Source organism: Nesterenkonia suensis (genome assembly GCF_054782935.1).
This window is the reverse complement of the sequence record NZ_BAAGRN010000026.1, coordinates 1-25,928: the sequence shown is the minus strand read 5'-3', so window position 1 is coordinate 25,928 and position 25,928 is coordinate 1. Positions and strand designations below refer to the sequence as shown.

The following is a 25,928-nucleotide window of genomic DNA, read 5'->3' as shown; positions in this document are numbered from 1 at the left end:
CCTCGGCAGCACGAGGATGACGGTCCCCCGGGAGCGCCTGCGCGACACCGCTCTCCCGGGTTGGTACGATCCTAACGCTTGAGAACCCCTTCACCTGGAGGCGACGACACCGATGGATTCCGCGGCCGACCACGGACACAGCACTGCTGACGAGGGTGCGGCCCGTGCCGCGGCCTCTCCGACGCCTCCTGCTCCTTCCTTCCCCCGGAAGGTGGTCCGCAAGTCCCGGCAGGTCGCCCGGAAGGCGGACCAGAAGCGCCGCAACTGGCGCAAGGAGGTGCGCAAGTCCCGGCGCTGGACGCAGGACTACCGCAAATTCCTCCGCAAGGAGTTCCGCTGGGACACCTCGCCGGCCATGCGCCGTCCCCAGTGGTGGGCCCAGGGGTTCCTCTCCCGGTCCGTGACTCTCTACGGTCTTCCCAATGAGGACCAGCAGGACTACGTCACCGACGTCCAGCGCTACACCCGTACCAAGCGCATGGTCCATGAACACCTGCAGGAGATCCTGGACAACAAGTTCTCGTTCTTCCTGCTGATGAACCAGCTGGGCCTGGACTCCGACGTCGTGCCGCTGCTCGGTCTCTACACCCGCGGTGAGGTCCATGTCTTCCCGAACGACGACCAGGTGCCGCTGCGGGAGTTCCTGGAGACCCGGTTGGAGGTCGGCCAGCGGGTCTTCGTCAAGCCGCTCCGTGGTGCCGAGGGCCGTTTCGTGGTGGCCATCCGCCGCACCGAGGACGGCTGGCGGATGAACGGGCAGGACTGCGACCTGCAGGAGGTCGCCGCCTGGATCGAGGCCCGGCCCAAGCCGATGCTCTTCGAAGCCGCCGTTCCGCAGGCCGAGGCTCAGGCGCGGTTGAACCCGCACTCCACCAACACGTTGCGCGTGCTCACGATGCCGGACCTCACCCGCGGGAAGGAACCGTTCATCGCCGTCGCGGTCCAGCGCATCGGCACCTCCCGCTCAGCGCATGTGGACAACTGGACCCAGGGGGGTCTGAGCGCCAAGATCGACATCGACACCGGCACACTCTCCCGAGCCGGCCAGCTGCCCGACGATCACACCCCCGTGTGGCACACGGTCCACCCCGACTCCGGGGCGCAGATCGAGGGCACGGAGGTCCCCTTCTGGGAGGAGACCAAGAAGCTCGTGCTCGAAGGCGCCAACCGGCTGAACTTCATGGAGTACATCGGCTGGGACATCATCATCAGCCCCACCGGTCCGGTCATCCTCGAGGCCAACGTCAACTCCGGGATGAACGTCCTGCAGGTGCACGGTCCGCTGCTGAAGGACGAACGCGTCCGCCGCTACTTCGAAAAGCGCGGTGTCGTCCCGAAGAAGCGGGACTGACCTCTCAGACGGCGGTGACCAGGTGGATCCGGCGCAGCCGGTCCAGCGCCGAGGGCAGCTCGGCGGCGCGGATCCGCGTGGAAGCCCCATAGCGCATCGTGAGCTCGGCGCTCCACCCGGCTCCCGGCTCCTCGGGCCGGTGGAGCACGACGGCGCCGTCGAGGCCCGCGGGCACCGCGGAGGCGTCCTGCGGCTGGTCGGTGATCAGCAGCAGCGGCCCGGCCGTACCGACGGCCCGTCCCACTCCTTCACCGGCCGCGCGGATCAGCGCCCGGTGCAGACGCCCACCCTCCGGCGGAGCAGACTCCGGTCCTCGGAGACGCGCCACGGACCAACCCGACTCGGCGGCCCACCCCTGCAGGGCCTCTCCGGCGATCGTCCCGTCGGCGACCAGGACGCCCGCGGAGGCCCCCGGCGCGACGGTGACCGCGGAGGAGAGCCCCGCACCGAGCTCGACGGTGCGGGCGAGGCCGTCGTGGCAGGCGTCCTGCCACCAGCCGCGCAGTCCCTGCTCCACTCTCGGACCGCCCTCGGCAGGGTGCTGCCCGTCGCGCAGGGCGTGTTCCACAAGCTCCGCCGCAGTGCTCATGATCTTCTCCGGCGCACGCGAGAGGGCCCCCAGGCGAGCGATCTCCTCCAGCAGCTGCTCGTCCGTCTCCGGCGCGAGCACCATGCAGGCTCCGTACTGCCGGCGCGCCCATTCGAGGTGGGCGACAGTGGCCGGAAGCCAGTTCTCCTCATGCAGAGCCGCCCAGTCGGCTTCCCCGAGCACATGCTCCACGGTCCAGTCCGCCGTGCGGATCGGTGCACTGGTGGGCACGTCGGTGACGGCCACCAGGCGGAAGGCGTAGGTGGCCTCTCGGATGATCTCCACCGCACGGGTCAGTGCGGCGTGCAGCGGCGCACTGCGCCGCGTCACCACCGCCAGCACCACCGGGAGGTCGTAGAACGTGTGGGGCCGCAGAGTGCCCAGCGGGGCGAAGTCCAGGGTCTGGGGCACGGTCAGCACCTTGCCCCCGTGGTGCGTCCGAGCCCATGATTCCAAGCTCGTCGACCACGATTCTGTCGGTGCGGCCGGAGCCGGCGTCGAGGAAGTCGGCATCAGCGGGACTCCTGTCCTAGTCTCGGGGGCCGGTGTGGCGCGGCATGGTCGGCAGGGCGCGCGGGAAGCTCCGAGGCGGCCACCACACGGTGGAAGCAGCTGGCCACGCGTGGTTCAGGGGCGAGGCCCTCTCCGGCGAGTCCGCGCACCCAGACGGCGGGGATGTCTGCCCAGGCCAGGGCGCTCAGCAGCCCTTCCGGCACCTGCTCCCCCACCACGAAGACCTGCCCGGGGCGGTGTGCCCGCAGTACGCGGCGCAGGCTGCGGTGCAGGTGGCTCTGCCAGGCCGACTCATGGGTCTGCAGCGCCACCATGGACGGCAGCAGCAGAGTCGGGCCCGCAGTCGCTGAGGCACCCTCCGGTGAGCGCCCCGCGGAGCGGTCGGTGAGCTCCACGCGCAGCACGGGTCGGTCCTCTTCCTCCTGCAGCAGCCCCAGGGCCCGCTCCACCACGTCCTCGTCGGCCTGAGCCACGATCAGCAGGGCCGGGCCCGGCTGGGAGGGGACGTCCCCGGGGATGGGCTCGGCCGGGGATCCCGGGGCATGCACGCCGAGCGCCTCGAGCCGTCGGATGTGCATCTCGGGGCTGAAGGCCAGGGCGAAGTCCTGCGCACGAGCGGACTGGGCGAGGTACTTCTCGGGGTCCGCGTAGTACTCGTCCACGAGGCCGCGGACCTCCCGGGGAGAGGCGTAGAGGGCTGCGTCGCCGAAGAGCTCTTCCAGGTAGGGGGGCATGATCGCCACACAGCCGGCGGCCAGCGCCTCCATCGCGGCCCGGCCGAAGGCCTCCTTGAGATCCGGGTGATGCATGTACACCCAGAAGTCGATGCGCTCCAGGAAGAGGGCGGGATCCTCGCCGCCGAATTCGACGACGTTCCATCGGGCGGGCACCCGGCCCAGCTTGTGCTGGGCCACCTGGGCTCCCCCGAGGATCTCCACCTGGTAGTCCGGAGAGTCCGGGTAGGCCTGCAGGATGTCCTTGCCGGTGGCCGGCCACTTCCCCGGCTGAGGGCGGGAGTGCCGTCCGATCACCGGACGATCGGCGATGAACCCGGTGCGACGGCGCACCTCTCCGGAGGTGCGGAAGATGTTGACCCAGTCATCCGCACGCAGCGGGATGCGTCGAGTCTGGTCCAGCACGGTCTGGCGGACCACCGGCCCGATGGGCGCCCAGACCGGCTCCACGCCGAAGAGCCGGCGGACCCGCGCATCAGTGGCCTCGACCGGATAGTGCCAGGTCTCGGCGGCGTCGACGGCGGCGTGGTTGACCACGATGATCACATGGTCCGCGCTGATCCCCTCGAAAGTGGAGCGCGTGCTGTAGATGACGGTGGGGTGCCTGATGACCAGCACCTTCGCGTGAAGCTGCGCCCGAGGTGAGGCGATGCGCACCCCGGGGAGGTCCAGGATGCGCTGGATGTGGGCGCTCCACGGGTTGGGGTAGTTGGTGATCGATCCGGCGGCGTGGATCAGCGCCGTGCTGATGCCGACTTCCGACTGAGCGCGGACCTCCTCGGCGATGCTGCTGGTGGTGCCGCCGGGGAGCCGGAAGTCGGAGAGGATCGCGACGTCGACGTCGTAGGAGTCGGCCGATCCGGCCTTCGCCGATGTCATCACCGCGCTCAGTCCTGCTCGGAGGCCTTCGGGGTGTTCGAGGAGAACGACTCCTCGAACAGCTGCCGACGCAGCTGAGCCTGCGCGGCCTCCTGCTGCTCCAGCAGCCGGGCCAAGCGCTGCTCGTTGCTGCCATGGGCCGCGAGCTGTTCACGGACCCCTTCGATGACGTCTTCGGGAGAGATCTCCGGCCGGGGCTCACCCACGCGCCCTTCCTCACTCCGGTACCGGGTGCGCAGGATAGCCCGGTGGAGGACGGCTGCGCTGCCGGCGATGAGGACCTGGGTGGCCAGCACCATCACCACGAGCCCGAGCGTGTCATACCCCATCAGGATGACGAGGAAACCCACCAAGGAGGCGGCGACCGCGGCGGCGAACACCACGAGCAGCAGCCGCATCCGGCGCAGCTCACGAACGATCATCTTCACCCGTCCCACACTCCACATCTTCGTCCGGAATCGACGTCATCATTCATACCATCGGCAACACCTCACCCACCGGTGGCGCACCGGACACGCACCGAATCGCTCACGGCACCGGGCTGCGGGCCGAACCCCTCAGGACACCCGCTGCTCGACCACCATCGCCCGCTGGCCTTGGATGCCCCGATCCAGGAGCCGTTCCGCGACCCAGGCGATCCGCTCCGGCATACCGCGGACGGACCCCCCGATCTCGCCCAGGGCGTGGTCCGTCTCGTGCAGGTCACCGGTGACTCCCAGTTCCTCGAACCTCTGTTCCAGGACAGCCAGGAGCCCCGTCGGGTCCACCGCTCCTCCGATTCGGACCTCGGCAGCGACCTCTGCCTGGGGCGCCCGGAGAGCACCTTCCGGCAATCCACATGCCAGGATCTCGGCGGCCAGCGGAGCCACAGAATCTCTCTGCTGACGACGCACGATGGACAGCCAGGGACGCTCCGAGACCTCCACGATGGGCGCGGCCTCGACGGAGGTCTCCCGGGTGTGGTCCGCCACGACCATGTCCACCGCAGCGAGCGACAGCCCGGGCATCGCCTGCGCCGCGGCCACCGCGATGGCCTTGAGGCTGGGGTGCGTCGACTCCTGCACATCGCGCAGCGTGGCTCCGCGGGAACGCCACGGTCCGTCGGGGCAGAGAATGACTCCGCGCGCCTCTCCGCCGATCACGAGGAACCGCAGATACTCGCCCGAGAGGTGCTTCTCCACCAGGAATCGGTAACCCGGGGGTGCGACGAGTTTGCCGTTCTGCCGTCCCGGCTCGCGCAGCTCCGTCAGCGCATAGGCCGCGCGGGTGAACCCCTTGCGCTGCTCCGGCGGTGTGGTGAGATGCTTGATGGCCTTGTTGAACTGCCGCTCGTTCTTCAGCCCGGCGCTCACCTCGACGGTGTTGTCGCCGACCTCCGGTTTGACGACCACGGGATACCCCACTCGCGCGGCGAAGCGTCGGGCGGCGCCCTTGCTGCGCCCGACGGAGAACGTCGCCCCGCGCGGCACGGCCAGCCCCGCCCGGCGCAGGATCGCGCGGCGGATCCTCCGATCCTGGGCGAAGGTCGCACCGGCCAACGTGGTGGCCTGGGGAACTCCGTGGGTGAACGCGGCAGACGCGGTCTCGTCCCCAGGAAGCGAGACCTCCATGACCTGCCGCGGCAGGAGCCGGACGTCGAGCCCCCGGGCGAGGGCCGCACGATGGACCTCGAATCCGTCCCGGAGGTCATAGCGCAGCTTCAGCTCCAGCTCCGTCGCCGTCGAGGTCGACTCCTTCTGAGAGCCTCCCCCCTCGACGGAGGCGCCATGGGCCTCCGACAGCGCGTCGGCCCCGGTCTGCTGGCTCTCAGGATGCATCGATGACCTCCACTCGGGTTCCCGCCGGCGCGTCTTCGCGGATCTCGAAGCCGCTGAGCTCCTGGGGCGCGGAGATGTGCCGCGCCTCATACGCTGTCGGGACAGCGCGCTTGGGGCCCAAGATCGTCGCTGCGGCCACAGCGGTCGTCGGATCCGTCGGGCCGACCAGCACCGCCTCGACCGTCCGCGAGTCCACATTGCGCACCCAACCCGTCACTCCGGCCGATTCGGCACGGCGCTTCAGCCAGGCTCGAAAGTTCACCCGCGTGACGCGCCCGCGGATGGTCAGGTGCAGCGCGAGCCGCTCGGCACGGTCAGCCCGGGCATTGAGTCCATGCTGATCGACGACCGCACGCATCAGGGTCTGCGCGACGGGACGACCCGTGCCGAACATCGGGTACTCGCAGTTGCCGATCGCCGCGTGGGCGTTGAGCTCACAGATCCCCGCGTCCTGATCCTGCAAGGGCCGCGTGTGATCCTCCAGCAGGAAGTCCACCCCGCAGAACTGCAGGCCCGGCATGGCCTGGACGGCCTGCACACTGGCTTCCTTGATCGACGGGTGCATCTCGTCCAAGACGTCGATGGAGTCCCCGCCCTGGGAGAGGCTGCAGGTGTTGGCCAGCAGCTGGCGCTCCCCTTCAGGCAGCACCGTGTCGAGGTCGCGGCCAGCCTTCTCCAACTCATGGTGCGCGGCCTCGTCGAATTTCGCGGGTCGGGCCCAGAGGTGAGGGTTCCTGCGGCGGGCGATGTTCTTGTTGATCAGCAGCTCGGCGATGGTGGAGGTCCCGTCACCGGTGACTGATGCGGGCTCGCGCCTGATCGCGGCGATCACCTCCTCGCCGACGACGACGATGCGGTAGTCGGCTCCGTGAACATGCTTCTCCACGATGAAATCCTGCTGACCCAGCTTCGAACCGGACATGATCGAGAACGCCGCATCGAGCTGCTCCTCGTTCTGGATGCCGGCCACCACGCCGATCCCGCGCACGCCCATGGCCGGTTTGACGACGACGGGGAACCCGATCCGCGCCACGAACTCCCGGGCCGTGTCGAAATCTCCGACGGCGAACGTTCGCCCCTGCGGCACTGGAACCCCCGCCTGCTGCAGCTGCATGCGGGTGGCTTCCTTATGGGTGCACAGCGCGAGTGATGCGGCGCTGGAGAGCGGGTTCCTGCTCCACTTGAAGGGAACCGGATCCTTCTGCCCGTCCCAGGCGTCGAAGGCCCCCTTGGAGTATCGCGTCGTGTTCAGGCCCAGAGCCAGCGCTTCACGCTCCAACAGATGCCCTTTCGAGCCGTTGGGGCCCAGCGGATGCAGGTCATCGACGTCGTCGTACCGGGTGACGGGAACACCGTCATACGTCTCGGCAGGTGGGACCGGGTACGTCACAGCGTTCTGCAGATGAGCCACGAGTTCCGAGAGCACCAGATCGACTCCGAGGCCCGGGACATCGCGCACACGGGAGGTCTTCACCGCACTGCGCTGATCTGAGGACTGACCTGAGGACTCCGCGACATCTTCGGTGGTCTCCCGCTCGCGATCGACGTCCTGGTGGTCCTGCGGATCATCATCGGTCGTCCCCGAGGCAGACGCCTCGTCGTCGACGAGATCGTCCTCCGGCTCACGGTCGTCCGTCGCCGGCTCTTCGTCGTCGTCATGCGGGATCATCTCCACCACGCCATTCGTGGTGCCTCCGGCGGCGAGCGGCGGCGCCGGAGCCGGCACGGCGTCAGCCGGCGTGAGACGACGGGTGATGGGCAGGTCATCTTCCACCACGTTCTGGACGATGGCGGCATCGATCCTGGGCAGCGCCAGGGCCAGGTGACGCAACGCCGCCGAGGTGACTCGGCTCGCCCCGACCATTCTGGCCAGGAAGATGCGCGCCTCCGGTTCCTCGCGCAGCACCCGCTCGGCCAGATCCAGGCTGGCCAGCAGCCCACCGGCCTGAGCCGGACGGATGGTCACCCCAGCCAGACCACCGACCTTGCGCAGGCGGGAGACGTGGTGGATGTCTGCGACACTCTCATCACCGATGACCCTGATCTCGGCGTCGGGGCAGGTCGACTCCTCCTTGAACGTCCGGGTGCGTTGATGCAGCGTCCCGAGATGGTCCCGATACTTGGTGGGCACGGGCTGCTCCAGGATGACCTGGGGCGGCAGGACGCGGGCCTCCACAGACTCGGCCACCGCATCCAGCAGCTGCAGGGACTCCGGCCGGGTCAGCGCACCGTTGAGGTCGACCCAGAGCGGCTTGTCCGGGCATCCCACCTGGCGGGACCGGTTCACCAACGAGACCGTCTCCATGAAGTCCACCGTGGAGGCGATGTCATCACCAGCGGTGAGCCGCACGAACTCGAAGGCGGAACCCTGAGAGATCAGCTTCTTGCGGAGTTTCTCCATGGAGAGGTCCGGGGACAGCGCACCCGGCGCCACGGGAGCTTCTTCTCGCTTCTGGCCCAGCAGCTGGGCGAGCCGCTCACCTCTGGCACGCGCGACGGCGTCCAACAGGGCCACCTCGAGACCCACCATCGTGCCCCGGAACGGCCTGCGGTGCCCTGTGGTGCGAGAGAGCTCCTGAGCGGTGACCGCCAGTTCGGCCATCACCTCGCGAACGGACTGGAGGGCCTGGCTCCGGTCCCCCAGGGCGAGTGAGCGGCCGGTGAGAGCTCCCGTGGCTGCGGTGAGGAATGCCCAGGAGTCCCCCGCGTCCTCTCCAGTTCGCCATCCTCGCGGTTGACCCTCGCCCAGACCTTCGACCTCGCGGCCGTCCGAGGTCGTCGCAGTGATCCGGACGATGACATTCTGCGGCCGTGACTTTTTCTTCGCCACTTCCGGAACCCGGTAGGAGTAGGCCTGGGAGTGGGTGATCTCCATCGACACCGGACCGGTGTCCTGCGTGGGCGACAACCGCCCAGGAGAGGTCCGTTGCGACGGAGAGGAAGTCATTGGTGGCTCAATCATGGCTTCGGTGACAAGGATCATCCGGACAGGAGCTGTGACACGTCACTCTCACCACGTTCGCCACGAGTCCGGGCTGCATCTGCGCCGCCAGGGCCGAAACCCCGCCGACGCGCGCAGGGTAGATGGTACCACTGGCTTCCAGGGTTCATTCAGCGAAACGTCATCCCGGCGTGACCTGAACACGCCCCGACGGGCGTTCCGCGAAGCCCTGGACATCTGCAACTCTCCTCGCAGAACACGCATCATCGCAGGTCACCGGCTCTCCAGCACTCGAGCCGAGACCTGATCGCTGGCTCCGGGGACTGCCTCCGCCGCGTCCTTCCCCAGAGCGACCACCCGGTTCGACTCATCCACATGGACCACCCGGGGCGTGTGCTCGGCGATCTCGGCGTCAGTACCCATCTGATAGGAGATGAGGATGACCAGGTCCCCGGGCTGGATCAGATGGGCGGCGGCACCGTTGATGCCGATCACTCCGGTGCCGCGTTCCCCAGCGATGGTGTAGGTCTCCAGGCGCGCCCCGTTGGTGATATCGACGATCTGCACCTGCTCGCCTTCGAGGATTCCGGCTGCGTCCAGGAGGTCCTGGTCGACGGTGACGGACCCGACGTAGTGGAGATCGGCCTGGGTCACCGTGGCGCGGTGGATCTTGCCGGCCATGACGGTTCGCAGCATGTCAGTCTCCCTGGTGAGGTCGATGCGCTCCTGGATGAGGGGCTCCGCAGACATGCGAAACACCTCCAACAGGGTACTGGAACTGGTGGGGCCCCGCAGGATGTCTGCGGGGCCCCACCAGTGCGCGCTCCAGTCATCGGGAGCGGACCCGTGCGCTCAGCGGCGGGCCTTCGGCGCGTTGGAGTACTCCGCGTCCTTGGTCAGCTCGGCCACCAGCTTCTCGCGCCGGATCGCGTAGACCTCCTCCAACCGTGCCTGACGGCGGGCCCGACGGCGCTTGGTGGGCCAGGTGATGATCAGGGTGAGGATCGCGATGATCGCCACCAGCCCGACCACGGCGATCCCGGCGTCCATCCAGAACTGCTCCGGGTAGAGGCGGATCAGCGTGGAGTCCGGGCTGAAGGTCCAGGTCCCGTCCTCGAAGAGGATCCGGTGGAAGGTGTCGAAGAACTGCTGCCAGCTCAGGATGGCGGCGACAGCCCCCGCGGCGATCAGACCCAGGGTCACCCAGGCGCCGGAGAAGAACCCGCGGGCCACTCCTCCCGGGCGCCAGCGCCGCAGCAGCAGGGCGAAGAGGAGCGTGAGCAGCAGCAGGAACAGTCCGGCGCCCATGGAGATCATCATGACCATCTTGACGTCGGTCATATGGCTGACCTCCGCCTCAGTGAACAGCTGTTCCCCGCCCGGCGCCAGCTCAGACAGGTACCGGGAGTCGGCGGCGTTGAACAGGTAATCCATGCCGTAGGACCCGTAGAGCAGCCGGTCGGCCGTGTCGAAGCCGAACGTGTCCCCCGGGAATCCCGGCCGGTGATACGCGATCCACAGGAACGCCGGGGAGGCGACCAACCGGATCGCCGCCACCGTGACCATCAGCGGCACGAAGATCGCGATGATCACCTGGAAGACGCGCGAGACGCCCCGTTTGTCTCGGGAGACCTCCTCGTCCAGGTCCGCATCGGTGATGGCCTCGCCGGAGTCGCTGCGAGAGACTGGTCCACCGGCGATCGCCGTCTCATAGGAGGGGCGGTAGGGCTCCTCCTCAGGAGCGGCCGGGGCCGGCGACTGCGCCACCGGTGCGGGGGCAGGATCTGCTGAAGACTGCACCGGCTGGGATTCCGCGGAGATCGACTCCTCCGAGTCCGCGGCAGCAGGCGAGGCGGCAGGCGAGCCGGCCGTCGTCTTCGGCAGGGCGGCCGTCTCATCAGCTGTGCTGGAGCTCCGACCAGTCGTGCCGGCGGGGGCGTCGGCGGATGCGTCGGCCGGGCTGGAAGCCGCCGTGCCGACGGGGGTGACGTCGTCGAGCGGACGGGTCTCAGCCTGGGCCGGACGCGGCACCGCGGTGGTGGCACCCTCACCGGACGCCTCCTCATCAGCCCGGGCCTCATCAGCCCGGGCCTCATCAGCCCGTGTCTCGCCGGACCGCGCCTCGCCGGACCGCGCCGTGTCTGACGCGGCCTTCTCTCCCGGGGTGCCCTCAGCATCCAGGTGGTCCTCCGGGAAGTCCGGGTCATCCTCGGCGAACGCACCGTAGTCGAGCCCCGACTCGAAATCGTTGCTGGCTCCGGCGGTCTCCTCGTTCTCGGACCGCTTCGAATTCGCGCTCATGATCGCCTCTCCACGCAGTGCATTCCACTCTCGAGGGTACGGTCATGTCCGGGCATTTCCACGCAGACCTGCCGCAGTGTGGTTCAAACGGCGCGGTCAGTCTCCCGCCACGGCTGGGGCCACAGGTGCTGACCTTGTGCGACGAGCTCCGATGGCCGGATCGGACGGTGCCTTCCGCTGATGACAGCGCACCCGCATTACGAGCGCTTTACGGGTGTGTCTCACGCTGAGGGGACACCAGCCGGAGTGAGGCTCCGGACCCCAGGATGACGAGGAACAGACCCATGATGCACCGATTCGGCGCCGCGGCCGGCATATGCGCTCTCAGCCTGATGCTCACCGCCTGCGACGACTCTGAGAACCAGACCGACGACGAGGCATCAGAAGAGGCGGCAGGCGGCGCCGACCAGGCGGCGGAGAGTCCTGACGCCGAAGACGGTGCAGGCTCTGCCGAGGCGTCCGAGAGCCACGGTGAGGCGACCTGGTTGGGCGATGAGCTCGTCGTGGAGCGGGTCAGCTGCTCCACCGGACGCCCCGAGCCCGACATCCGACAGATCCGCGCAGGTGGCGACGACTTCGACCTCACCATTCAGCTCATCTTCGATCGCAGTGCCAGCGACGACGACACCATCGTCCTGGCCGCAGACGACGTCGGAGTCGAGATCTTCTTCCCCGGCGAGGGCGGCACCATCGGCGATGGGGAGGGCTACCGGGGAAGCACCCAGTTCGGCGCCGACGCCGACGGCGATGCCGATGCCGTCTCCGGAAGCCTCCACCTCGATCCGGACAGCGTCAGTCGTGCTGCCGAGGTCACCCCCGACGGAGGCGAACTGACCTTCAGCCTCACCTGCGGGACAGACTGATGAGAAGCATGGGCCCCTGGTCGGCTCTCCTGGCCGCAGCACTGGTTCTGGTCAGCTGCGGCGGCCCGGACCCGGACAGTGCTGAGACCTCTCCGTCTGCACCTGCGGAGGATGTCCACGCGGACGTCGCCACCGCCGGCGTCGGCAGCCTTGAGCACGTTCAGGATCTCTGGCTGTTCCAGCAGGTCGCCGTGGTCGGTGCGGCAGAGGCCGAGACGCTGGACGAGGAGATCTTCGCCTGGTTGGGCTCTGAGGCCACAGAGACCGTGGAGCTGCCCGGCGGCGCCAGCTTCCACCGCGTCGGGGCGCTCGATGCGCAGGTCCTGGCTCCGGACGATTCCCCCCGTGATGACGTGGACGTCATCGCCGGTTACGTGGAGTTCGAAGAGGCTCACGCACTCGCCATGCTCGGCACCGTCCACGACGGCGCCGAGCATATCGGCTACCAGGACCACCTCGACCTGGACCTGACCGCGGTCGAAGGCATCCGGGCCGGCGACATCATCAGCTATGAGCTGGCGTTCCTGCAGACCCTGCCGATGGCCAATCATGAGGATGAGGCCGGCCTCAGCGGCCTGGAGATGCTCAGCCAGCGGCTCGAGGCCGAGCGTTACCTCTACGCCGGCTACCGCGACGAACAGGGCGACATCCGGCCCGGCACCTTCAGCCAGCAGCTGGCAGCCGTCGTGGAGGGCTCCGACCGTCCGCGGCTGCCGGCCAAGTCTCAGGACATGATCGAGGGCATGGGAGATGCCGTGAGCGACTGCTCGGTCTGGGAATGCATCGTCGACTGGTTCGAGAACCTCGGACCAGGCGGAGGCGGCGGATCCAGCTGGGACAACGCCCTGTGCAACGGCAACATCGGCACCGACTGCGCACCGCCCCCGCCGCCCGCCCCGTACTGCAGCGCCCCACCGTGCAGCAGCACGCATGGAGATCCCTACCTGTCCTCCTATCACGGCGGCACCGTGCAGTTTCACCTCGTCGGGGAGTTCGTTCTGACCTCCGGGGACGACCTCGAGGTCCAGGTGCGGATGGAGCCCGCCTATCTGGACGGACTGGCGTTCAACACCGGCGTGGCGATCGAGTCCGACGCCCGGCGTCTGACCCTCGTCTACGAGGACGAGGAGATCGTCTCTCGGATCGATGGAGAGAGCGTCGCCGGTGCGGACCTCCACGCGGCCCTCGAAGCCGCAGGCTGGCACGCTTCGGTGCTCGACGACACCTACCTGCAGGTCACCACAGACCGAGGGCATACCGTCTCCGTGTCACTGCGCCACCGCTCCGATCACCAGTACCTCGATGTCTATATCGACCTCGCAGAGGAGGTTCCCGGGTTCGTGGGCCTGCTGGGCGGCGCACACGCCGACGAGCCCGGCTGGATGAGCCGCGACGGCGAAGAGTTCAGCCTCAGGGCGCTCGGCGACCGAACCACTCGTTACCGAGACTTCGGGGACACCTGGCGCATCACCGATGATGAGTCGCTCTTCGACTACGCCGAGGGCGAGTCCACCGCCACCTACACCGATCTGAGCTTCCCTGCGAGCGGCAGCATAGAAGCTGACGATCTCGACCCCGAGGATCCGGAGATCGCCCAGGCCGAGGCCGTCTGCCGCACCGCCGGCATCGAGACGCAGCCCCACCTCAGTCACTGCGTCCTGGACCTCTGGGCCACCGGTGACATCTCCGTGGTGCTCTCCGCACGCACAGCAGATCGCGTCCGACACGTCAACGAGGGGGAAGCGGACGGCGAGGAGTTCTCACCCTGGTCAGCCTGGGACCATGAGGAGCCCCCGGCAGGAACGATCGACGCGTCCTGGAACACCTCCGTCCGGGAGATCCGCGAGCGGTACGGGTTCGAGGAGGGCGATCGATTCGAGGTCACCTGCGCACCGGAGGCCGAGAGCGACGGCCGCACCAACACCCGCATCTGGGGCACCGACGTCTACTGGACCACCTCCCCGGTCTGCGCCGCTGCGGTCCACGCTGGTCAGGCCACCCTGGATGAGGGCGGAACCTTCGAGGTGGAGCTGCTCGACGACGTCCGTCATCAGGAGATCGAGCCGGAACCTCGCCACGGCATCGACCCAAGACAGTGGGTACGGACAGGGAGCGGGTTCCAATTCACCGAATCAGCCGATTCCTGAACATCTGCTGACAAGCGGCTGGGAGCCGCGTAATCTGGCGGCATCATGATCGCCACCGACGTTGCGGCCGACAGCGACCGGAAGGCTCCCAGGATCACCATTCTGGGCCCGGTCGCGGTGGATTCTGTCGACGCTACGGAGACCATCCGGGGTGAACGACGCGTGTCCGCGCTGGTCGCTCTGGCTCTGAACGCCGGCGAGGCGGTGACCCGCGAGCGCCTGATCGACGTCGTCTGGCGGGACGAGGCCCCGCCGACTGCCGCCACCTCCTTGCGCGTGCTGATCTCCCAGCTGCGCAAGACGCTCGGCGAGGACCTGCTGGAGACCACGGAGTCCGGATATCGGCTGGCCGTGGACCCTGACCTCGTGGACGCACGCCAGTTCCGTGCACTGGCCGACCGAGGCCGCGAGCTGCTGCACCAGCGGCGTTACCCCGCGGCGCACGCGACGCTCCAGGAGGCCATCGCTCTCTGGCGCGACCCCCAGTGGCCCGATCACGGGCTCCTGCGGATGGAGAGCTCGTCCCTGATCACCATCAAGGAAGAGACGGAGCTGCACCTGGCTGAGGCCCGCCTCCACGCCGAGGGGCTGCCCCCTGACGTCGCCGCACTGGAGGAACTGGTCCGGCGCCACCCCTACCGTGAGCGGGCCTGGGAACTGCTCATGACCGCCCTCTACTGGGCGGGCCGCCAAGCCGATGCGCTCGAAACCTTCCAGCGTGCCAAAGCACTCCTGCTGGACGAACTCGGACTGGACCCCGGCCCATCCTTGGTGGAGACCGAGACCGCCGTCCTCAACCAAGACCCCCAACTCGATCCGCCAGCCCCTGCCGCAGTGCGTCTGCCCAGCTACACGACGGAGTTCGTCGGACGTGCTGACCAGGTCGCCGAGCTCGCTGAGCTGGTCACCACCGGTCGCCTGGTCACCGTCCTCGGCCTGGGCGGGTCGGGGAAGACCCGCCTCGCAGTCCAGGCGGCTCGCGCAGCAGCCGGGGAGTTCCCGGACGGGGTGACCTTCGTGGGCCTCGGCCCGGTGGAGGACGGCTCCGTGGTACCGGCAGAGATCGCTCAGGCCGCAGACAGCCGGGCGGAGACCACCGGCAGTCTCGCCGCACATATCGGCACCTCGCGCATGCTGATCGTGCTGGACAACGCCGAGCACCTCAGCAGGCCCGTGGCGGACACGGCCCATGAGCTGATCACCCACTGCCCCCACCTCAGCCTGCTGGTGACCAGCCGCACCGCCCTGCACCTGCAGGCTGAACGCGCCTGGCAGATTCCGCTGCTGGACCTGCCGGAGGATGACACACCGCAAGCCTGTGAGCGCAGTGACGCGGTCCAGCTCTTCCTGGCACGCGCGCAGGCCAGAGCCGATCACCTGCAGCTGGACCACCGCAGCGCTCCGCAGGTTGCTCAGGCCTGCCGACTCTTGGCTGGTCATCCGCTGGGCATCGAGCTGGCTGCGGCCAAATCTTCGGTGCTCTCGATCGGAGACATCGTCGACCAACTGCGCCGAGGCACCTCGATGGAGGGCACGGAACACGACCGCCCCGAGCGACATCGATCGATGCAGGTCGCCCTCCGGTGGACCATCGACACCCTCCCGACGATCCAGAGGACGCTACTGGTCAGGCTGGCGGTGTTCCACAGTGCCTTCGACTTCACCGGGGTGCACAACGTCTGCCTCGGTGGATCGTTGACGGAGCAGAACCTCGCCGAACAGCTGGAGGCGCTCGCCGCCAGTTCGCTCATGCAGACCGACCACCAGAACAGCACCTGCTGGTACCGGTTGCTGGCGCCGGTGCATACGGTGGCGCGCGAGCTCCTGGGGCAGTCCGCAGACGCACCGGAACTGCGGCATCGGCTTCACGACGCCGTGCAGACCCTGGTCCGCCGCACCCACTCAGGAAGCCAGAGCGCCGAGGCGCCGGCACACTTCGCCCGACTGGACGCCTACGCCCACGATGTCCGTGCCGTGCTGGACGAGGCCGAACGCGAAGACCCGAACACAGCGGCGCAGATGTGCACCCAACTGCGACACTACTGGACCTCCCGGCGCACGCATCGCGAGGCGATCCGCCGCCTCGAGCGGCTGCTGATGCGGGAGGACGAGATCGAGGCCCAGACCTTGGCCGACCTCTTCGAGACCGCCGCATGGTTCTACCTGGACTCCGGGGACAGCACGAAGAAAGTCGAGGATGCCGCTGCCCGGTGCATCGCACTGCGCGAGACGGCCGAGGATGCGGCCGGCACGGCGTCCGCCAAACTGCTATTGGCCGCCGCCGTCTCTCACGACGGAGACCATGCCCAGGCCTACGCCACCTTTGCTGAGGCCCAGCAGACCTTCGAACAGCTGGGACACGACTCCGGGATGCTGCGGGCCGGGATCAACTCAGGCATCGCGGCGCAGAAGCTGGGCAGGCTCGAGGACGCCGATGAGCACTTCACACGCGCCCTCGCCGTCACCCGCCGCACCGGTGCCCGCGCGTTCGAAGCCCTGGTGCTGGAACGTCGTTCCTATCTCGCGGCCGAACGCGGCGATGCCGCCACGGCAGATGCCCTGGTCCGCTCCGCGCACACGATCCGGCTGGAGCTCGGGGAGCCCCTCGAACTGTGCCGCAGCCATTGGAACCTGGGCCTCAGCGCCTGCGCAGCAGGAGAGCATCGAGCAGCCACAGAGCACATGCTCGAGTCCATGAGGCTCGCCCAGGAGCACCGGTTCTCCGACGCCTGGTGGATTCCCGGGCTCCTCGAGCTGGCCGCGGTGCTGCTGGTGGAGCAGGGCAGCCTGTTGGCGGCCACCCGCCTGCTCGGAGCAGCCGACACACTGCGAAGTCGCTCGGGCCTGGGCCAGAACCCACAGAGCGTCCCCGGTGTGGAAGAGGCCACGACCTCCCTTCAGCAGACTTTGGGGTCTGTCACGTACGAGTCCGAGTTCGCCCTGGGTGCCGCACAGACCGGCCCGGTGGCGCTGCGACGGGCTCAGGAGGCCTGCGCGCACCTGTCAGTCTGACCACTCGGAGAGATCGGACGACAACTCGCTGGGCTCCGGACGGGCTGCACCAGAGCCCAACCGCCTGAGCCTCGATCAGGTCAGAGATCTCGACCGGCACCCGGGAGATCCTCTCCCCTTCGGGACCCAGTGCGATCTCTGCGGCGCTGTGAAGGCATTGGTGAGCCGCATGTCCACTTCGACCATCAGACTGCCGTCCTCCTGCGGAATCGACCTGACCGTCTCCTCGGTGTGGTGCACCCCGGCCTGGCCGCAGCCGCTGACCATCAGCATCGTCGCCAGTCCGGCCGATGAGGCAACAGGCATCATCCTTGCCATGGTGTGTCCTCTCTGGCTCAGGCAGGACCGGCCGCCCTGCGGATACGCCCATGCTGACCTGATGACCGTCATGCGACCGTAGAACAGCCGCCAGGAGGAGCATTACACCGGCTTTACACCCCCGTACCTACTGTAGAGTCCCATCGAGAGAGGACCCACAGTCATGGATTTCTCCTACGGCGCCACCATGAGGCTGCTCCTGCGCACGATGCCGTTCCTGATCTTCCGACTGCTGGTCTATCTGGGCATCGCGGTCGGCTGGATCATCATCACGGCAATCGGCGCCGGCATCGGTGCCATGACCGGAGCAATCGGCGGGTCCACCCCTGCCGGTGCCACCATCGGCGGCATCATCGGGTTCGTCGCCTGCCTGGGCATCCTGGCGCTGTTGCGCCGCTACCTGCTCTATATGGTCAAGTCCGCGCATATCGCAGTGCTGGTGGAGGCGATCGACGGCCGTGCTCTCCCCGCGGGACAAGGCCAGGTCAGGTTTGGGCAGCAGGCGGTCAAGGAACGCTTCGTCGAGATGTCGGTTCTCTTCGGCGTCGATGCCGTCATCAGAGGGATACTCAAAGCGTTCAACCGACTGGCCGTCCGCGTCGCGAACATCCTGCCGCTCCCCGGGACGGGCAAAGTCGCCACGATCGGCAGCACCGTGATCAACAGTTCACTGACCTACGTGGATGAGACCATCCTGGGACACAACCTTCGTGTGCGCTCCACCAATCCGTGGGAGACCAGCCGCCAGGGACTGATCCTCTACGCGCAGAACTACCAGCAGTTCCTGAAGAACGCGGTGAAGCTCACCCTGGGCGTGTGGGGGCTGACGCTGCTGATCTTCTTGGTCCTGGTCGGGCCGGTCGCACTGGCGGTGTGGCTGCTGCCGGTGACCGGAGGACTCGTGCCTCTGCTGCTGACCCTGAGCCTCACCTGGGCGATCAGAATGGCCGTGGTGGAGCCTTTCGCCGTCACAGCCATGCTGCAGGTCTGGGCCACAGTGACCGCAGGTCAGGTGCCCCACCCCGAGTGGGAGGGCAAGCTCCAGCAGGCCAGTCGGACGTTCGGCGAGATGGGTGCCAAGGCCCGGGACTGGGGACGGCGCAGGCCGGACCACTCCGCCCAAGCGCCCGGTGCCCCCTGAACGCCGCAGACACGGACCCATCGCCGGCCCGGCAGCCGGCCCGGCGGAGAGCGTGGAGATCACCGATCAGGTCCGCCCCAGCCACCTTCAGGTCGCGGCCCGGCACATGCAGGCGCTGGAGGAGCTCAGGCGGTCAGTTCGTGGGCACCGGCGTCGTACCGGCCCAGATCCCCGGTGACGCCGGCACGCTGGGCACGCCCGCCCAACACCAGGGTGTACACCCAGTAGGCCACCAGCACGATCGCACCGATGAGGATCTTCAGCCAGGACGGCAGGGCGCTGGGCGTCACGAAACCCTCCACGACCCCGGAGACCAGCAGCACGATCACCAGCCCCACCGCCACCGTGATCAGCCGCCGACCCTCATAGGCCAACGAGGTCAGGCGGCGCTGCTGCCCCGGCGCCACCCAGGCCCAGAAGATCCGCAGCCCCGCAGCACCCGCAATGAAGATCGCGGTGATCTCCATCAGCCCGTGCGGCAGGATGTTCAGCCAGAAGACATCGGCCGCGCCCTGCTCAGCCATGACCCCGCCGGCGATGCCCACGCTCTGGGCATTGACGAAGAGGATGAACGGCACCCAGACGCCAGTCACCCCGAAGGCCACCTCCTGAGCGGCGATCCAGGCGTTGTTGGTCCACACCTGGGCGGCGAAGGAAGAGTTCGGATGCTCCGAGTAGTACTCCTCGAACTGCGAGCCGGCATACTCCTGACGCTCCGCCTCCGGCATGAGCAGATCCAGCTGCGGGTGGTGATAGGTCCAGATGCCATAGCCCACCGCCACCGCGATGAACGCCGCACCCAAAATCACCGTCAGCCAGCGGATGCGGTAGAACGCCGCCGGCAGCGACTGGACGAAGAAATAGGCGATGCCCTGGAAGACGTTGCCGCCCGATCCCGTCAGCTGGGTCCGGGCCCGCCCCAGCCGGGCAGAGAGCCCTGCGGCCAAGGAACCACCAGGTTCGACCGCCTGCACCATGGACAGGTGGGTGGAGGTGCGCTCGTAGAGACGCAGCAGCTCGTCAGCCTCCGCCGCACTCAGGCGGCGCCTGTCGGAGAGCACCGCCAAGCGGTCCCACTCCGACTGATGCACGGCGACGAAGGCATCGATGTCCACGCCCTCGAGACTATATGACCGCCCGGGAGATCCGCTCATCACGGCGAGGCGTCTTCGCCGCGACCGGAGCACCGCGCGTGGCCGGGAACATGGCATCCAGCACCGCCCCCGCGGCATCACGCGGCGTGCCTGCCCAGGGGAAATGATGGCCTTGGATCGCCGGGCTGCCGTTGATCTCGATGATGCCCATCCCGCCGTCCGCAGCATCCTGAGGGATGGCCACGTCGAGCCCGGCGCACCGGAGCCCGGGGATGGCCTCCATGGCGTGCGCCACGAGGGTCCGGACCCTCCCGGCCACCTCATCAGTGACGTCGATGGCATCACCACCGGTGGCCAGGTTCGCCGATTCCCGGATCTGCACCTCCTGACCGGCCGCCGGGACGCTGTCCAGGGTGAGTCCCTGCGACGCCAGGAAATCCCGGGCGATCCCGTCCAGGGCGATCTTCTTATGACCGATGCTGCGGACGGCGTTCTTGCGTTCGACGAGCTCACCGATGGTCGCCGTGCCGTCGCCGTGGACATTGGCAGGACGGCGTCGGGTGATCGCGACGACCTCCCCGTCGACGGCCAGCACCCGGTGGTCGTCCCCCAGGATCTGGTCCTCGACCAGGATGTTCTGATGCCGCGCGGACAGCTCCTGGAAGACCCGGGCGAGGGTGCTCGCATCGCGGACCCCCATGTGGACGTCCTTCCCCTGTCGACCGTCCAGGGGCTTCACCACCACCGGCGCGATCGGCTCGGCCCATGCCCACGCTCTGTCGACCTCCGCCGCCTCGAAGACGCAGTTCTCCGGGGCGGGGAGTCCGGAGTCGCGCAGCAGACGGTTGAGGACGTCCTTCCGGTTGAGACACCGTCTGGCCAGGCGCGAGTTCAGCCGGGAACTCCCCGCCTGCCACCGATTCTCCACCGACCCGTGGCGGAGGAAGATGCTCTTCCTCTCCGGCTTGGCATACACCTCGATGCCCCGCTCGAGCGCCGCGGCCACCATCACCACGTTGCTCCAGGTTCTGGGATTGAATCCCTGCTGCCGCATGAACCGCTGGGCGGCCTCGTAGTCGCGTGGAGCCACGCTCAGCCTCCTGTCGTCGTCGGCGAGCCCGCGCCCACAGCGGCGCGCGGGTCTCTCCAGTCCGGATCAGGGACGCCCCTGACCCAGCGGAGACGCTAAGCATCGGAGCTGGTGGGGACCTTGGCGTCGGGTGGGAAGACTCTGCCCGCGTCACCCCACGGGGCATCCTCGATCGCTTCAGTAGAGTGGACCCATGCGCACCGTGATCACCGGAGAGGCCGTCCAGCTGGAGCTGCCTGCCGCCTCGGTGGCCGTGCGCGGAGCCTCCCTGCTGATCGACCTCGTGATCCACGCGCTGATCTTCATCGGCATCCAGCTGCTCTTCGGCTACTTCTCCGGGGCGGCCCTGGAGACCATGGACCCGGCCATGTACGCCGCCGTCAGCCTCTTCACCCTGGTCCTCTGCTTCGTCATCCTGCCGGTCGCCGTCGAGGCCCTCTCCCGAGGCCGGTCCCTGGGACGCCTCATCATGGGGGTCCGGATCGTCCGTGACGACGGCGGCACCGTGCGGCTGCGCCATGCCCTCATCCGTGGACTGGTCGGCTTCCCGGAGATCTTCATCACCTTCGGGGTGCTGCCGCTGTTCTGCGGCATGCTCAACGCCCGCGGCAAACGCCTCGGCGACATGGCCGCCGGCACCTACGGCATCCTGGTCCGCCAGCCGAAGGTGAAACCGATGATGCTGCCGGTGCCCCAGCACCTGACCTCCTGGACCCAGATCGCCGACCTCGGCCGCATCCCCGACCGCCTCGCCCTGCGGATCTCCCGGCTGCTGCGCCGGATGGAGACCACCGGCCGAGGCGACAACCTGGCGGTGCTGCATCGCACCGCCGACCAGCTCGCCGCCGAGCTGCGCCCGCACATCGCCCCACCCCCGCCGCCGTCGACCTCCATGGAGTTCCTCACCGCGGTCATGGCCGAACGCCGCAACCGCGAGTACCGCCGGCTCCGCCGCCAGCAGGACCGCACCGCCGAGCTCGGCCGCCGGCTGCACACCCTGCCCTACTCCTGAGTGACCTGAGGTGACGACGTCGAGCTCTGACCTCCACACCCCGCGATAGGCTGTGAGCCATGCCCAGTGCACCCCAGACGCACGTCATCTCCCCCGACGTCCTCGAGATCCTGCGCTGTCCCCTCACGGCAGCCCCGCTGCGCCAGGACGGCGATCTCCTGGTCTCCGTCAGCGACGACAGCATCCGTTATCCCATCGAGCACGGCGTGCCTCGCCTGTTGGCCGACGCCGCCTCCCGCGACACTCCAGAGGAGACCCCCACCCCATGAGCTTCGACTACAAGATCGCCGACATCTCCCTGCATGAGGCCGGCCGCCACCAGATCCGCCTGGCCGAGCATGAGATGCCCGGCCTGATGGCGCTGCGCGAGGAGTACGGCGAGTCCCAGCCGCTGGCCGGTGCCCGCATCGCCGGCTCGCTGCACATGACCGTGCAGACCGCGGTGCTGATCGAGACCCTCACCGCCCTGGGCGCCGAGGTCCGCTGGGCCTCCTGCAACATCTTCTCCACCCAGGACGAGGCCGCCGCCGCCGTCGTCGTCGGTGACGGCACCCCGTCAGACCCGCAGGGGGTGCCGGTCTTCGCCTGGAAGAACGAGACCCTGGAGGAGTACTGGTGGACCGCCAGCCAGATCTTCGCCTGGCCCGGTGCCGACGAGGACCCCGCCCAGGGGGCCAACATCATCCTCGACGACGGCGGCGACGCCACCATGCTGGTCCACAAGGGCGTCGAGTTCGAGGCCGCCGGCGCCGTCCCCTCGGCCACCGAGGAGGACCCGGAGGAGTACCGCATCGTCCTGGAGACCCTGCGGTCCTCCCTGGCGGAGAACCCGCAGCGCTGGACCTCGGCGGCGCAGAACCTGCTCGGCGTCACCGAGGAGACCACCACCGGAGTGAACCGGCTCTACCAGCTGGCCCGCGACGGTCAGCTGCTCTTCCCGGCGATCAACGTCAACGACTCGGTCACCAAGTCCAAGTTCGACAACAAGTACGGCATCCGCCACTCCCTGCCCGACGGCATCATGCGCGCCACCGATGTGCTCATCGGCGGCAAGGTCGCCGTGGTCTGCGGCTACGGCGACGTCGGCAAGGGCGCAGCCGAGGCGCTGCGCGGCCAGGGCGCGCGGGTCATCATCACCGAGATCGACCCCATCATCGCCCTGCAGGCCGCCATGGACGGTTACCAGGTGGCCACCCTGGACGAGGTCATCGACCAGGGCGACATCTTCATCACCACCACCGGCGGCAAGGACATCATCTCCGCGGCCGCCATGCAGCAGATGAAGGACAAGGCCATCGTCGGCAACGTCGGCCACTTCGACAACGAGATCGACATGGCCGGGCTGGCCGCGATCCCCGGCATCGAGAAGGTGGAGATCAAGCCGCAGGTCCACGAGTGGGTGTTCCCGGAGGCCGACGGCCGGTCCATCATCGTGCTCTCCGAGGGTCGCCTGCTGAACCTGGGCAACGCCACCGGCCACCCCAGCTTCGTGATGAGCGCCAGCTTCGCCAACCAGGTGATCGCCCAGATCGAGATCTTCGCCAAGTCCCACAAGGTCCGCCCCGGCGAGGGCAGCTACCAGAACGAGGTCTACACGCTGCCGAAGGTCCTCGACGAGAAGGTCGCCCGCCTGCACCTTCCCGCCCTGGGCGCGCAGCTCACCGAGCTGACCAAGGACCAGGCCGAGTACCTCGGCCTCGACGTCGCCGGTCCGTACAAGCCGGAGCACTACCGCTACTGAGCCTCACCGACACCTGCACGTGGGGCCCACCCGGATCACTCCGTGCGGGTCCCACGTGTGTCAACGGCTCACTGCGCCACCGCGAGAGCTTGAGACGGCTGATGAGCGCACCGCGCCGGATCGCGAAGGCCCGTTCCGCTAGCTCATTCACGTCCGGAAGCGTGTGCCGCCCCGTGTCTCCCCGATGCACCACCCGGTGCCTGAACTGCACGAGGTCGGCAGCCCAGTGCGGAGCCGTCCTCGCCCAGGGCGAGCCGACACCACGGGGTGCCGCACGGGGTACGGCTGCAGCGGTGTCCACGGTGTCCCCGTACTCCAGCACTGCCCACGTCAGAAGCGGCTCCCCGTCCAGCACTGCCCGAGCTCACGCAGCATCTGGGTCACCAGCTAGACGTGGGACGGGCCCATCGACATAGGCTCGGAGAAGGAACCGATCAGCAAAGCCGGTGGTCCTTCTCCTGCTCCGCTGCTTCGTTCGTCTGGGGGCCGACGGTGATCATGCGGTCACACCGTGGAGCGCAGCCCGCTGACACGTCATAGAACGTGATGGTGCTGGAAGACCACGGAGGCGCCTTTCTGCAGGCCCGGTCTGGACGACCAGGCGGAATGAGACGCTCATGGGCCGGGCAACCCGAGAGTGCCCTGATGGCCCGCAGGCTGAGATGTCTTCCTGTCACGGTGAAGCAGAATCCGCGTGATGGTGACCAGCGTGAGAGTCGCCATGAAGAGCACCCCCACGGCGATGACGTGGCCGCTGACGCCGAGGGCGGTGCCCATGGCCGCCAGGCCGGCGGACTGCGTAGTGTCGGTTCCGTACATGGTTCATATCTCCTCGTTGGTGGTGGTGTTCAGGTGGCTCCAGACGCCGTCGGAGCCGGTGAGCCGTTGCACGACGGCCCCAGCCCAGGCGGTCTGCAGGATCAGGGCATAGATGAGCTCAGGAACGATCAGCGCGGCGAACAGCCGCAGGCGCACCGGCTGGTCCCAGACGGACAGGACTCGTTCAACCAGGAATATCGCCCCGATGCAGGCCCAGAACAGCGTCGGAGGGGACGGCCCGTAGGTCACCAACGAAGTGATGGTCAGGATGATCAGGCCCCAGAACAGCACCACCGACAGGCCCAGCATCACCTGTTGCCCCCAATAACGCGCAGTGACGCGCGTCAGCCCCATGTCTGCGACGTTCTGCATCGCTCCCAGATACCAGCGACGCCGCTGGAGCCAGAGCATTCGGACCGTGGGCATCATCTCCGTGGCCGCCCCGCACTCGATCGGGGACCGCAGCTCCCACCCGCTGGTCTTCAGCTCCAACGTCAGGCGCATGTCTTCGGTGATGGTGTCCGTGTTGTAGTACTGCCCAGTCCGTATCCGTACCTGCCGAAGGGCTCTGCCACGGACCAGGGAGGCCGTACCGGACATGATGAACGTCTTGCCGGTCCGGTTGACCTGCTCCCGATACCGGTGCCATTCGAGGTACTGACACAGCTCCAGGTACGAGGTGGGTCGCTCGCCGCCGAACACGGCACCGACCCCACCAACGGCCGGGTCCTCCATCTCCCGGAGGGCCCGGGCGATGAAGGTCCGCGACAATCGGGTGTCTGCGTCGAGGATCAGGACGAATCCGTCCAGGTTCACGTGCTCCAGCGCCTGATTGAGCGCCCCGGCCTTGCGATGATCGTTATTGATGGTGGCCAGCGCCTCGGCGCCATGGCGCCGCGCGATCCCGACCGTGTCGTCAGTGCTCTTGTCCGAGATGACCAGGATTCGGTCGGGGGCGGGATCCTGGTCGCGGAGCGCCGTCAGCGTCCCGGGCAGGGCAGCCGCTTCGTTATGCGCAGGGATAACTGCAGTGATCATGAGAGTGATATTCCTTGGTGCGTCCTCGAGAGGATCGGCGGTCGGTCTCCGGTCCCGGAGGAGGCCTCTCCGCAGGTCCGGGGACATCCCGGAGTCACTTGCCCGTACTTCGGCTGCGGCTGACATGTGCAGAAGGCACGGACTACCCGGAAAAATGACTCCACGATGACGGCTACGCCACGCCTGACGAGCTCGGTAGCCGTCCCATGGCGATGACGCGGGACAGCGGGCCGCCCCGCCGTTCCGATGAACGGCGGGGCGGCACCCCTAACCACGGGCCTCACTCGGGTGGTCAAGCCCGCACCTTGCTCCGACGGAGCAGGACCAGACCAAGGGACAGCGCGGCCGCCGCCGCTGCAGCCACGAGAATGAAGCCGGAGACACCCGTGGAGGCAAGCGAGCCGTCCTCAGTGCCACCGTCCTCAGTGCCACCGTCCTCAGTGCCACCGTCCTCAGTGCCACCGTCCTCAGTGCCACCGTCCTCAGTGCCACCGTCCTCAGTGCCACCGTCCTCAGTGCCACCGTCCT

The 25,928-nt window shown here is 68.1% G+C and carries 20 protein-coding genes; 8 read left to right on the top strand and 12 right to left on the bottom strand.

Annotation, left to right across the window (positions count from 1 at the left end; genetic code table 11):
- Positions 1 to 112: 112 nt before the first annotated feature.
- Positions 113 to 1,351, top strand: a complete 1,239-nt coding sequence (locus tag ACYVKI_RS14080; protein ID WP_460690996.1) for a sugar-transfer associated ATP-grasp domain-containing protein — start codon at positions 113 to 115, stop codon at positions 1,349 to 1,351.
- A gap of 4 nt (positions 1,352 to 1,355) precedes the next feature.
- Here the strand turns inward: ACYVKI_RS14080 and ACYVKI_RS14075 are convergent, their stop codons facing one another.
- The 7 genes from ACYVKI_RS14075 to ACYVKI_RS14045 all read right to left on the bottom strand — a co-directional run bounded on the left by ACYVKI_RS14075 (position 1,356) and on the right by ACYVKI_RS14045 (position 11,125).
- On the bottom strand, positions 1,356 to 2,351 hold the full coding sequence (locus ACYVKI_RS14075; protein WP_460690995.1) for a hypothetical protein: 996 nt from the start codon (positions 2,349 to 2,351) through the stop codon (positions 1,356 to 1,358).
- A gap of 101 nt (positions 2,352 to 2,452) precedes the next feature.
- Entirely contained in the window at positions 2,453 to 4,066 is a 1,614-nt protein-coding gene (locus ACYVKI_RS14070; protein ID WP_460690994.1) for a glycosyltransferase, read from the bottom strand.
- An 8-nt stretch (positions 4,067 to 4,074) separates the two neighbouring features.
- Positions 4,075 to 4,494, bottom strand: a complete 420-nt coding sequence (locus ACYVKI_RS14065) for a hypothetical protein (protein ID WP_460690993.1) — start codon at positions 4,492 to 4,494, stop codon at positions 4,075 to 4,077.
- 129 nt (positions 4,495 to 4,623) lie between these two features.
- Positions 4,624 to 5,883 (bottom strand): hypothetical protein, encoded by a 1,260-nt coding sequence (locus ACYVKI_RS14060; RefSeq protein WP_460690992.1) that lies wholly within the window; start codon positions 5,881 to 5,883, stop codon positions 4,624 to 4,626.
- Entirely contained in the window at positions 5,873 to 8,791 is a 2,919-nt protein-coding gene (locus ACYVKI_RS14055; RefSeq protein WP_460690991.1) for an acylphosphatase, read from the bottom strand. Before ACYVKI_RS14055 ends, ACYVKI_RS14060 begins: the two co-directional genes overlap by 11 nt.
- Before the next feature lie 306 nt (positions 8,792 to 9,097).
- Positions 9,098 to 9,520 (bottom strand): aspartate 1-decarboxylase, encoded by a 423-nt coding sequence (gene panD / locus ACYVKI_RS14050; protein ID WP_460691057.1) that lies wholly within the window; start codon positions 9,518 to 9,520, stop codon positions 9,098 to 9,100.
- Between the two features lie 156 nt (positions 9,521 to 9,676).
- The gene (locus tag ACYVKI_RS14045; protein WP_460690990.1) at positions 9,677 to 11,125 is read right to left on the bottom strand and encodes a TIGR01906 family membrane protein; all 1,449 of its coding nucleotides are present in this window, start codon (positions 11,123 to 11,125) and stop codon (positions 9,677 to 9,679) included.
- A 284-nt stretch (positions 11,126 to 11,409) separates the two neighbouring features.
- Between ACYVKI_RS14045 and ACYVKI_RS14040 the strand changes: the two genes are divergently transcribed.
- The 4 genes from ACYVKI_RS14040 (at position 11,410) to ACYVKI_RS14025 (ending at position 18,606) form a co-directional block, all read left to right on the top strand.
- Positions 11,410 to 11,988, top strand: a complete 579-nt coding sequence (locus ACYVKI_RS14040; RefSeq protein ID WP_460690989.1) for a hypothetical protein — start codon at positions 11,410 to 11,412, stop codon at positions 11,986 to 11,988.
- A gap of 8 nt (positions 11,989 to 11,996) precedes the next feature.
- The gene (locus ACYVKI_RS14035; protein ID WP_460690988.1) at positions 11,997 to 14,135 is read left to right on the top strand and encodes an LCCL domain-containing protein; all 2,139 of its coding nucleotides are present in this window, start codon (positions 11,997 to 11,999) and stop codon (positions 14,133 to 14,135) included.
- 45 nt (positions 14,136 to 14,180) lie between these two features.
- Positions 14,181 to 17,147, top strand: coding sequence for a BTAD domain-containing putative transcriptional regulator (locus tag ACYVKI_RS14030; protein WP_460690987.1), 2,967 nt, complete (start codon positions 14,181 to 14,183; stop codon positions 17,145 to 17,147).
- 481 nt (positions 17,148 to 17,628) lie between these two features.
- Entirely contained in the window at positions 17,629 to 18,606 is a 978-nt protein-coding gene (locus tag ACYVKI_RS14025) for a hypothetical protein (protein WP_460690986.1), read from the top strand.
- A gap of 125 nt (positions 18,607 to 18,731) precedes the next feature.
- Here the strand turns inward: ACYVKI_RS14025 and ACYVKI_RS14020 are convergent, their stop codons facing one another.
- Together ACYVKI_RS14020 and ACYVKI_RS14015 are read right to left on the bottom strand one after the other, a co-directional pair.
- Positions 18,732 to 19,721 carry a stage II sporulation protein M gene (locus tag ACYVKI_RS14020; RefSeq protein ID WP_460690985.1) on the bottom strand — a complete coding sequence of 330 codons (990 nt, stop codon included), beginning with the start codon at positions 19,719 to 19,721 and terminating at the stop codon, positions 18,732 to 18,734.
- A gap of 10 nt (positions 19,722 to 19,731) precedes the next feature.
- The gene (locus tag ACYVKI_RS14015) at positions 19,732 to 20,790 is read right to left on the bottom strand and encodes an ATP-grasp domain-containing protein (RefSeq protein ID WP_460690984.1); all 1,059 of its coding nucleotides are present in this window, start codon (positions 20,788 to 20,790) and stop codon (positions 19,732 to 19,734) included.
- A 193-nt stretch (positions 20,791 to 20,983) separates the two neighbouring features.
- Here ACYVKI_RS14015 and ACYVKI_RS14010 point away from each other — a divergent pair, with 193 nt between their 5' ends.
- The 3 genes from ACYVKI_RS14010 to ahcY are packed head-to-tail and all read left to right on the top strand — an operon-like array spanning position 20,984 to position 23,543.
- Positions 20,984 to 21,802 (top strand): RDD family protein, encoded by an 819-nt coding sequence (locus ACYVKI_RS14010; RefSeq protein WP_460690983.1) that lies wholly within the window; start codon positions 20,984 to 20,986, stop codon positions 21,800 to 21,802.
- A gap of 59 nt (positions 21,803 to 21,861) precedes the next feature.
- Positions 21,862 to 22,071 (top strand): Trm112 family protein, encoded by a 210-nt coding sequence (locus tag ACYVKI_RS14005; RefSeq protein ID WP_460690982.1) that lies wholly within the window; start codon positions 21,862 to 21,864, stop codon positions 22,069 to 22,071.
- Positions 22,068 to 23,543 carry an adenosylhomocysteinase gene (gene ahcY, locus ACYVKI_RS14000; RefSeq protein WP_460690981.1) on the top strand — a complete coding sequence of 492 codons (1,476 nt, stop codon included), beginning with the start codon at positions 22,068 to 22,070 and terminating at the stop codon, positions 23,541 to 23,543. The genes ACYVKI_RS14005 and ahcY overlap by 4 nt, the downstream gene beginning before the upstream one ends.
- 615 nt (positions 23,544 to 24,158) lie before the next feature.
- Here the strand turns inward: ahcY and ACYVKI_RS13995 are convergent.
- From ACYVKI_RS13995 to ACYVKI_RS13985, 3 genes are all read right to left on the bottom strand, one after another.
- A complete protein-coding gene (locus ACYVKI_RS13995) occupies positions 24,159 to 24,362 on the bottom strand; it encodes a hypothetical protein (protein ID WP_460690980.1) in 204 nt (67 codons plus the stop codon).
- Between the two features lie 3 nt (positions 24,363 to 24,365).
- On the bottom strand, positions 24,366 to 25,400 hold the full coding sequence (locus ACYVKI_RS13990) for a glycosyltransferase family 2 protein (RefSeq protein WP_460690979.1): 1,035 nt from the start codon (positions 25,398 to 25,400) through the stop codon (positions 24,366 to 24,368).
- Positions 25,401 to 25,692: 292 nt separating this feature from the next.
- Positions 25,693 to 25,928, bottom strand: a 236-nt coding sequence (locus ACYVKI_RS13985; protein WP_460690978.1) for an LPXTG cell wall anchor domain-containing protein, incomplete at its 5' end; no start/stop codon positions are given.

Coding starts and splice junctions, on each gene's coding strand:
- ACYVKI_RS14010 (WP_460690983.1), top strand. CDS start 20,984: ATGCGCACCGTGATCACCGGAGAGGCCGTCCAGCTGGAGCTGCCTGCC.
- ahcY (WP_460690981.1), top strand. CDS start 22,068: ATGAGCTTCGACTACAAGATCGCCGACATCTCCCTGCATGAGGCCGGC.
- ACYVKI_RS14070 (WP_460690994.1), bottom strand. CDS start 4,066: ATGACATCGGCGAAGGCCGGATCGGCCGACTCCTACGACGTCGACGTC.
- ACYVKI_RS14025 (WP_460690986.1), top strand. CDS start 17,629: ATGGATTTCTCCTACGGCGCCACCATGAGGCTGCTCCTGCGCACGATG.
- ACYVKI_RS14045 (WP_460690990.1), bottom strand. CDS start 11,125: ATGAGCGCGAATTCGAAGCGGTCCGAGAACGAGGAGACCGCCGGAGCC.
- panD (WP_460691057.1), bottom strand. CDS start 9,520: ATGCTGCGAACCGTCATGGCCGGCAAGATCCACCGCGCCACGGTGACC.
- ACYVKI_RS14060 (WP_460690992.1), bottom strand. CDS start 5,883: ATGCATCCTGAGAGCCAGCAGACCGGGGCCGACGCGCTGTCGGAGGCC.
- ACYVKI_RS14035 (WP_460690988.1), top strand. CDS start 11,997: ATGGGCCCCTGGTCGGCTCTCCTGGCCGCAGCACTGGTTCTGGTCAGC.
- ACYVKI_RS14080 (WP_460690996.1), top strand. CDS start 113: ATGGATTCCGCGGCCGACCACGGACACAGCACTGCTGACGAGGGTGCG.
- ACYVKI_RS14005 (WP_460690982.1), top strand. CDS start 21,862: ATGCCCAGTGCACCCCAGACGCACGTCATCTCCCCCGACGTCCTCGAG.
- ACYVKI_RS13990 (WP_460690979.1), bottom strand. CDS start 25,400: ATGATCACTGCAGTTATCCCTGCGCATAACGAAGCGGCTGCCCTGCCC.
- ACYVKI_RS13995 (WP_460690980.1), bottom strand. CDS start 24,362: ATGTACGGAACCGACACTACGCAGTCCGCCGGCCTGGCGGCCATGGGC.
- ACYVKI_RS14040 (WP_460690989.1), top strand. CDS start 11,410: ATGATGCACCGATTCGGCGCCGCGGCCGGCATATGCGCTCTCAGCCTG.
- ACYVKI_RS14030 (WP_460690987.1), top strand. CDS start 14,181: ATGATCGCCACCGACGTTGCGGCCGACAGCGACCGGAAGGCTCCCAGG.